Consider the following 6,734-nt stretch of genomic DNA (forward strand, 5'->3'; position numbering starts at 1 on the left):
CGACGAGGGATCGGCGAGCTTCCGCTTACGGCTCTGACGGCCCCTCGGGGTCCGCTGAAGAATCTTCGCTGAAACAGACAGTCGAAGCCTGGGAAGTCCCGGCCAACAGCCGACTCCCTGTCGCCGAGGTCCGCCGAGCAGTGCACGAGTTCGCTTACACCGGTCAGCGCCCGACCGCCGTGGCCTGGCAGGCATGGGAAGGTCCCGAGATGCAGCACTAGCCTCGGGCAGCGGCCGGCGCCCGCAGCCGGACCGCCTGGCTGACGACGTACTCGGAGATCTTCGGCGGTTCGCCGACCGGCGTGCCGTCCACCTCCACCCAAGCGTGCGCGGTGAACGGGTCCAGTGCGAAACCGGTGCACCAGTCCGGCGCGCGCCCGTGCAGGCGGCAGTACACGACCACGGCCACCGAGCGCGGCAGGCAGCCCTGGCCGGTGCACCGCGCACTCGTCGCGCAAACGGTGTTCCGCGCCCGCTGGGCGAGTTCTGCGGACGCCGGGCGCGCACCGCGGTGCAGGAACGCCACCGCCCGCGCCAGCCGCTGGGGCGAGAGCGCGATTAGCAGCCGGGCGACGCCCACGGCGAGCCGGGCCCGTGTGTCGATCATCCGGCGTCCTCTGCGAGCTTCGCGTCCAGCAGTGCCGTCACGAGGTTCTCCACGTCGCGGCGGACCACGGCGGCGTCGGCCGCCACCACCGCGGTGGTGGCCGTGACGACGGTCTCGACGTCGCGGCCGTCGAGCAGGAGGGTCACCATCTGCTTGGCGGTCCCGTTGAGGCGCCAGTAGGCGGCGTCGCGGCCGGTGCCGAGCAGGATCGCTTGGTCGCCGGACTCGTGGATGGTCACGCCGGGGCGCAGGCGCAGTGTCATCTGGTGCTCCTCGTCTCGTTGTCGATCGCCCGCAGCCACCGCTCGGCGCCGACGACCCGCTCCAGCTCCAGCAGGCCCACGTCCGCGAGCGCGGGGGACTCCAAGTGCGGCAGCAGGCGGTGCGGGTCGACCAGCCCGAGGTCGGCGAGGCGGGCGGTGGCGAAGCCCGCCACCAGGTCGTGCCTGCGCCTGCGGTGCTCGGCGTAGATGGCGGCGGTGAAATCACCGCGGTCCCGCTTGGCGAACAACGCGCGCGGCATGAACGGGGCCACCGCCTCGGCCAGCAGCCGCTTGTCCTCCCGGGCGTCCAGGCGCGCCGACACCGGCGCCCGCAGCGCCGCCTCGACCACGCGGCGGTCGGTGAACGGGGCCTGCCAGGTGATGCCGGTGCCCGCGAACACTACGCCGAACTGCCGGAGGATCTGCCCCTGGTAGCTGATCGACTCGACCACCTGGTGCGGTCGGGTCCGCGCCGAGCGGCTCGGGGTCCCCGGCCGCCACCTCCTCGAGCGCGCCCACCACCAGCGCGCGCCCCTCGGCGGTCAGCCAGCCGGGCAGCACCGGCGGCGGGAACCACGAGTAGGAGTCCGATCGCCGCGCGGCGCGGCCCGTGGCCACCGCGGCCACCACCGACCGCAGGTGCGCTGCGTAGGAGCGCCGGTCGGTGACCCCGGAGACGAACGGGCGCAACGGGACCTTGCCGGACAACTGGTGCCGGCGCAGGACCCCGAGCGCGCCCAGGCCGCGCTCTGCCCACACCGACCGGTACGCGCCGGGCACGATGTCGAAGAGCTCGTCACCGCCCAGACCGGTGAAGTGCACCCGCGACCCCGTCTCGGCCACCGCCGGGGCCAGCACGTCCAGGTAACCGCGCGAAGCCGACCACACCACCGGGCCCTCGGCCAGCTCTGCCGGGTCGGCGCGGGCGTCCAGCGTGAACGCCGTGCTGGTCTCCGACAGCGGCGGGAACTCGACCAGGTCGACCCCCAGGTCGGCGGCGGCTGCCCTGGCCCGCCCGGTCTCGTCGTTCCACGGGCTGGTCGAGGAGGTGCGGAAGGTGCGCAACCGCTGGCCGAGATCGCTGAGCGCGTAGCAGATGCTCGTCGAGTCCAGGCCGCCCGACAGGTCCGCGGTCACCAGGTCGGCCGACCGCGACTGCGCGCGCAGGACGTCCCGCAACGCGTCGCGCACACCGGCCGCGGCGTCCGCGACCGGGAGCGCGGACCCGCCGGCGGGTGACCACCAGCGATGCGTGCTCGGGGGCAGCCGCAGCCACCGCCCGATCTCCACCGCGGCGACCCCTGACCACATCGTGCGGTGCGCGAACGGCTGAATCGGCATCGCCTTCGCCAGCGCCACCGAGGTCAGGTCGGGCGCGGCACCGGTCATGGCGCGCAGCACGGCGGGTGAGTCCGACACGAGTGGCAGGTTGTTGTCCAGCGTCCAGAAGAATCGACAGGAACCTGACAGGTTTCCCTGCAAACGGGTTCCGCCCGGCCCTTGCCCGATAAAATGGGCGTGCGCAGAAATGTGTTCAGCGACGAAATCCCAAGAATGATGACCAATGGAATTGCCGGCCACCCGGTCGATGTCGAGCGCGGTCGCCGGGGGAGTGGTGCAAACAATGCGAGCACCGGGCGGGGACGCGATCTCGTGCCACTGCGCGTCCGGTGCCGAGACGATCCACCGGTTCTTCGCGCAGCCAAACCTGTGACCGGTGCCCCCGGTCGCGACAACGTCGGCGATGTTCTCGGCAGCCCTGCCCCCCGCAGAGCTGAATCCGTCTCCATGAGATTTCCTCTGGGACGCGCGTACGAACGGAGTTACCACGGACTACAGCGGGCGGAAACCGTTCTGCCTTAACCTAAATGGGGTGATCGGAATTCTCGCTGCGCACGGTCGGTAGAAACCCACGTGTGCGGATTTCCGTCACGAGCGCGGTAGTCTGAATACAATGACAACAGGCGATCGACCCGTTCGGCGGTCACGCGCATGGCTCGTCTACGCGGCCGCGCTGGGCGTGCTCCTAGCGGTGCTCTTGGCGGTGGGTGCCCAAGGGCCGGGGACGGTGGTGATCCCGCCCGCGGTGGCCGTGCTGGCTGTCGGGATGACCGCCTGGACGGTGGTCCGCGCCCGCAGGCGCCGGGCGGAGTACGAGGCCCGGCTCACCGCGTGGGCGGCGGAGCGGGCGGCTGACCAGGAGCGGATCCGGATCGCCGGGGAACTGCACGACATCGTCTCCAACGGCCTGGGTGTGATCATCATGCGCGCCGCGGCCGCCCGCCGGGTGCCCGGGGAGTCCGAGCAGGCGCTGGTGGACGTGGAGCGGTTGGGTCGGGAGGCGGTCGCGGAGCTGCGGCGCATGCTGACCGTGCTGCGCGCGAGCGACCGGAACTCCGTGCCGCTGCGACCGGTGCGGAGCCTGTCCGACCTCGCTGGCATCGTCGACGCCGCCCGCGCGGCGGGCCACACCGCCCGGTTGTCCGTCGACGCCCTCGGCGAGGTCTCCCCGGGCGTCCAGGCGACGGTTTGCGCGATCGTCCAGGAAGCCATCGCCAACACCTCTCGCCACGCGGGACCGACCGACCTCCTGGTCCACCTGGCCCGCGACGGCGGTTGCGTCGTCGTGGTCGTGCGGGACGACGGCCCGCGCACCGAGTGGCACCCCACCCTTGGCGCGGGCCACGGCCTGGTGGGCCTGCGCGAGCGGGTCGACGCCCTGGGCGGCACGCTCGACGCCTGCCCCGCCGCCACCGGCTTCTTGCTCACCGCGCGCCTCCCCGACGGGGCTGCCCGATGACCGCCCCGATCCGGGTCCTGCTGGTCGACGACCAGGCGCTGCTGCGCCACAGCCTGGCCGCGGTCATCGGCGCCACGCCGGACCTGGTCGTGGTGGGGCAGGCCGAGACCGGCGATCACGGGGTGGCGCTGGCCAGGGAGCTGCGCCCGGACGTGGTGCTGATGGACCTGCGCATGCCCGGGCGCGACGGCATCGCCGCCACCCGCGACATCACCACCGACCCGGACCTGGCCCACACCAAGGTCCTCGTCCTGACGATGTTCGAGCTCGACGAGCACGTCAACGGCGCCCTGCGCGCCGGAGCCAGCGGATTCCTGCTCAAGGACACCGACCTCGACGAGCTCATCAGCGCCGTCCGCCGCACGCACGCGGGCGAGTCCCCGTTCGCGCCCACGGTCCTCACCCACCTGGTCGAGCACTACCTCTCCACCCCGCGCCACCAGCCGCCCCCCGCCGACGGGCTCACCCAGCGGGAGGTGGAGATCCTCACCGTCATCGGCCGCGGCTTGTCCAACACCGAGATCGCCGACACGTTGAGCATCTCGGTCAAGACGGTCAAGACCCACGTCGGCAAGCTGTTGAGCAAGCTCGAGGCGCGCGACCGCGCCCAGCTCGTCATCGCCGCCTACAACCTGGGGCTGGTGGTGCCCCAGAGCTGAACAGGGGAGGGACGGTGCGGCACGCGTTCATGATCGCGGTGACGTCGTGAAGCGTGACGTCGGTGTGCTGGGAGATCACGCGCAGCGCGTCGAACGCCTCGGCGGCGGACCGGTTCTGCAGGACCATCACGATGTTGTCCGGTGCGGCGGCTCGTCCAGGGGGCGCACGGCGATGGCGATCTTGCCGCGTGGCCGTCCGCGGCCCTCGACCGAGCCTTCCAGCAGTGCGTGTGCCTGTGCGACGTCGGGCAGCGGGAGCACCGCGCCGATCACCGGCCGGAGTTCGCCTTGGTCGACCAGCCGGCCGAGGGCGGCGAGTTTCGCCCGGCCGGGGCTGACGAAGAGGAAGTGGTAGGTCGCGTTCACGCCCCACGCGGCGAGCAGGTTCTGCGGTTCGGGTATGTCCACGATAGACACCACGCGGCCTCGGTCGGCGAGGACCTCCGGGCTGCGGGCCAGGGTGTCCCCGCCCACCGTGTCCAGTACGACGTCCACCCTGCCCAGTGCGCGGACCTGTGGAACGTAGTCACCGGCCGAGAAGTCGATCGCGGTGTCGACTCCCAGTCCGGTGACGAACTCGTGGTCTCTTGCCCGTGCGGTGGTCACCACCTCGGCTCCCAGCGCGCTGGCGATCTGGATGGCGACCGAGCCGACGCCGCCCGCTCCGCCGTGCACCAAGACTCGTTCCCCGGCCCGTACCCCGGCGCGTTCGACCAGCGCCTCCCACGCCGTCACCCCCGCGAGTGCGAGTCCGGCGGCCTCGACGTGCGACAACTGTGCGGGCTTGCGGGCGACCAGGGCCTGGTCGACCACGTGGAACTCGGCGTAGGTTCCCGGCCCGGCGAAGATCGGTGTCAGGTACCAGACCTCGTCGCCTGGTTGGAAGTCGTCCGCACCGGGGCCGGTCTCGACCACCACGCCGGACACGTCGTTGCCGATGACCGCAGGCAGTGTCAGCTGGTCGCGGTAGTCGCCGCGCCGGGTCTGGAGGTCGAGAGGGTTCACTGACGTGGCCAGCACGCGGACCAGCACCTGGCCGGCGCCGGGAGTGGGCCGTGGCAGTTCTCGGGCGGCGAACGCGGTGTCCGCGCCACCGAAGTGGACGAGTTCCATCACACGCATCGATGAGGGCATGCGCCAACCTTAGATCGACATATCGCGAATCGTCAATATGTATGTGGGGTAGGCTCACCTCGTGTTCGCGGAGACGGAGTTGCTGGCTGTGTTCCGGGCCCTGTCCAACCCGACCCGCCGTCAGATGCTGGTGTGGCTCAAGGATCCGATGAGTTTCCCCGGCCAGGAGCCCGGCGACGTGGAGATCGGTGTCTGCGTGACCGACATCCAGCAGCGTGTGGGTCTGGGGCAGTCGACCACCTCGCAGTACCTCTCGATGCTGCGGCAAGCGGGGCTCGTGGTCGCCACCCGGCGGGGCAAGTGGACCTACTACCGCCGCGATGAGGCGAACATCGCCCGTCTCCTGGAGACCCTGCGCGACGTATTCTAGGTGTGCTGAGCCGGGAGGTTGGTGACACGCCGGTGGTGGGTGCTTGAAATGGGGGAGACCTCCGGGTGCGGTGGTGATTGCGACGTCACCCACCTGGCCTGGAGGTCTCCGTGTCCCACGGTAACGCCCGCACCACCGTCCACGGCAGGCAGTTCATCGTCGATCGGCATCGGGGCGGGGTGGCCGCAGTCGCCCATCGTCGCAGCGATGTGCGCCTCCCGAAAGTGAGCTGGGGGCCCCCGCCCGGATCGTCTCCCCCGGGTCCTGGCCCGCCACCATCTCCCCTGGCTGGCCGCCCTGGATTCGGTCACCGGCCAGGCCATCCGGGCCGCCAAGGCCACTGCGGTCCGCTACGAACGCGACCACCCGGCGAATTAGTCCACATGGACGTCAAGAAGCTCGGCTTCGCGCACTCCCTGAGGTTGTCCCCGGTGTCCGGTCTCCGGGGACAACCTCAGAGGACCCTCGCTGGGGGTGGTCGCCACCAATGGGGCGATCACAGCGACAGGCAACGAGTTTAAAATCGTGCTTCAGCGCAAGAAGGGACATAAGGGTGGCTACTATGTCTACACCGCGTTCCCGATCTAGGTGGTCTCTTTGCACAATCCCAGCACGAGCAACCTCGACGAAGACGACCTTAACGATGACAACCTCGGCGAAGACGGCTTCGGCCTCTCAGACCTGAGCTCCTATTTCCACCAGGACTGGAGCCTGCGCTTCGCGACCGAGCGCGGGGTCGTCATCGCCTACGTCACCGAGCTGCCGCCCGCCTTCGCCCGTGTCCTCGCCGAGGACGCGCAGCACCTGGTCAACCACGGCGACGGCCACCTCGCGAACGACCTGTGGCAGGCCGCCGCTGGGTTGTCCAACGGCTCGCGATCCATTCCCATCGGTCTGGGTT

Annotated in this window: 8 protein-coding genes and 2 pseudogenes; 5 read left to right on the plus strand and 5 right to left on the minus strand. The window is 70.7% G+C overall.

Features of this window, described 5'->3' with window-relative positions:
- Positions 1-44: 44 nt before the first annotated feature.
- Positions 45-221, plus strand: a pseudogene (locus GCL84_RS30950) (Imm1 family immunity protein); the annotation flags it as partial.
- On the opposite strand, the gene GCL84_RS12770 reads toward GCL84_RS30950, so the two are convergent.
- The 4 genes and pseudogenes from GCL84_RS12770 to GCL84_RS29990 all read right to left on the minus strand — a co-directional run.
- Positions 218-607 (minus strand): lasso peptide biosynthesis B2 protein, encoded by a 390-nt coding sequence (locus GCL84_RS12770; RefSeq protein ID WP_156755659.1) that lies wholly within the window; start codon positions 605-607, stop codon positions 218-220. The pseudogene GCL84_RS30950 and the gene GCL84_RS12770 overlap by 4 nt on opposite strands.
- The gene (locus GCL84_RS12775) at positions 604-870 is read right to left on the minus strand and encodes a PqqD family peptide modification chaperone (RefSeq protein ID WP_156755660.1); all 267 of its coding nucleotides are present in this window, start codon (positions 868-870) and stop codon (positions 604-606) included. The genes GCL84_RS12770 and GCL84_RS12775 overlap by 4 nt, the downstream gene beginning before the upstream one ends.
- Positions 867-1,322: an asparagine synthase-related protein gene (locus GCL84_RS29235; RefSeq protein ID WP_156755661.1), complete on the minus strand. Its 456-nt coding sequence runs from the start codon at positions 1,320-1,322 to the stop codon at positions 867-869. The genes GCL84_RS12775 and GCL84_RS29235 overlap by 4 nt, the downstream gene beginning before the upstream one ends.
- A gap of 187 nt (positions 1,323-1,509) precedes the next feature.
- A pseudogene (locus GCL84_RS29990) lies at positions 1,510-2,259 on the minus strand (asparagine synthase-related protein); the annotation flags it as partial.
- Positions 2,260-2,824: 565 nt separating this feature from the next.
- On the opposite strand from GCL84_RS29990, the gene GCL84_RS12790 reads away from it, so the two are divergent.
- Both GCL84_RS12790 and GCL84_RS12795 read left to right on the plus strand, forming a co-directional pair.
- Positions 2,825-3,670 (plus strand): sensor histidine kinase, encoded by an 846-nt coding sequence (locus GCL84_RS12790; protein WP_156755663.1) that lies wholly within the window; start codon positions 2,825-2,827, stop codon positions 3,668-3,670.
- Entirely contained in the window at positions 3,667-4,329 is a 663-nt protein-coding gene (locus GCL84_RS12795; protein ID WP_156755664.1) for a response regulator, read from the plus strand. Before GCL84_RS12790 ends, GCL84_RS12795 begins: the two co-directional genes overlap by 4 nt.
- A gap of 126 nt (positions 4,330-4,455) precedes the next feature.
- Here GCL84_RS12795 and GCL84_RS12800 read toward each other — a convergent pair whose 3' ends face one another.
- Entirely contained in the window at positions 4,456-5,463 is a 1,008-nt protein-coding gene (locus GCL84_RS12800) for a zinc-binding dehydrogenase (protein WP_156755665.1), read from the minus strand.
- 61 nt (positions 5,464-5,524) lie between these two features.
- On the opposite strand from GCL84_RS12800, the gene GCL84_RS12805 reads away from it, so the two are divergent.
- Together GCL84_RS12805 and GCL84_RS12810 are read left to right on the plus strand one after the other, a co-directional pair.
- Complete coding sequence (locus GCL84_RS12805; RefSeq protein WP_156755666.1) at positions 5,525-5,833, plus strand: ArsR/SmtB family transcription factor; 309 nt, start codon at positions 5,525-5,527, stop codon at positions 5,831-5,833.
- 597 nt (positions 5,834-6,430) lie between these two features.
- A partial coding sequence (locus GCL84_RS12810) for a contact-dependent growth inhibition system immunity protein (protein ID WP_156755667.1) occupies positions 6,431-6,734 on the plus strand: 304 nt, incomplete at its 3' end.

This window comes from Actinokineospora pegani, assembly GCF_009745975.1.
GTDB classification, from domain to species: Bacteria; Actinomycetota; Actinomycetes; order Mycobacteriales; family Pseudonocardiaceae; genus Actinokineospora; species Actinokineospora pegani.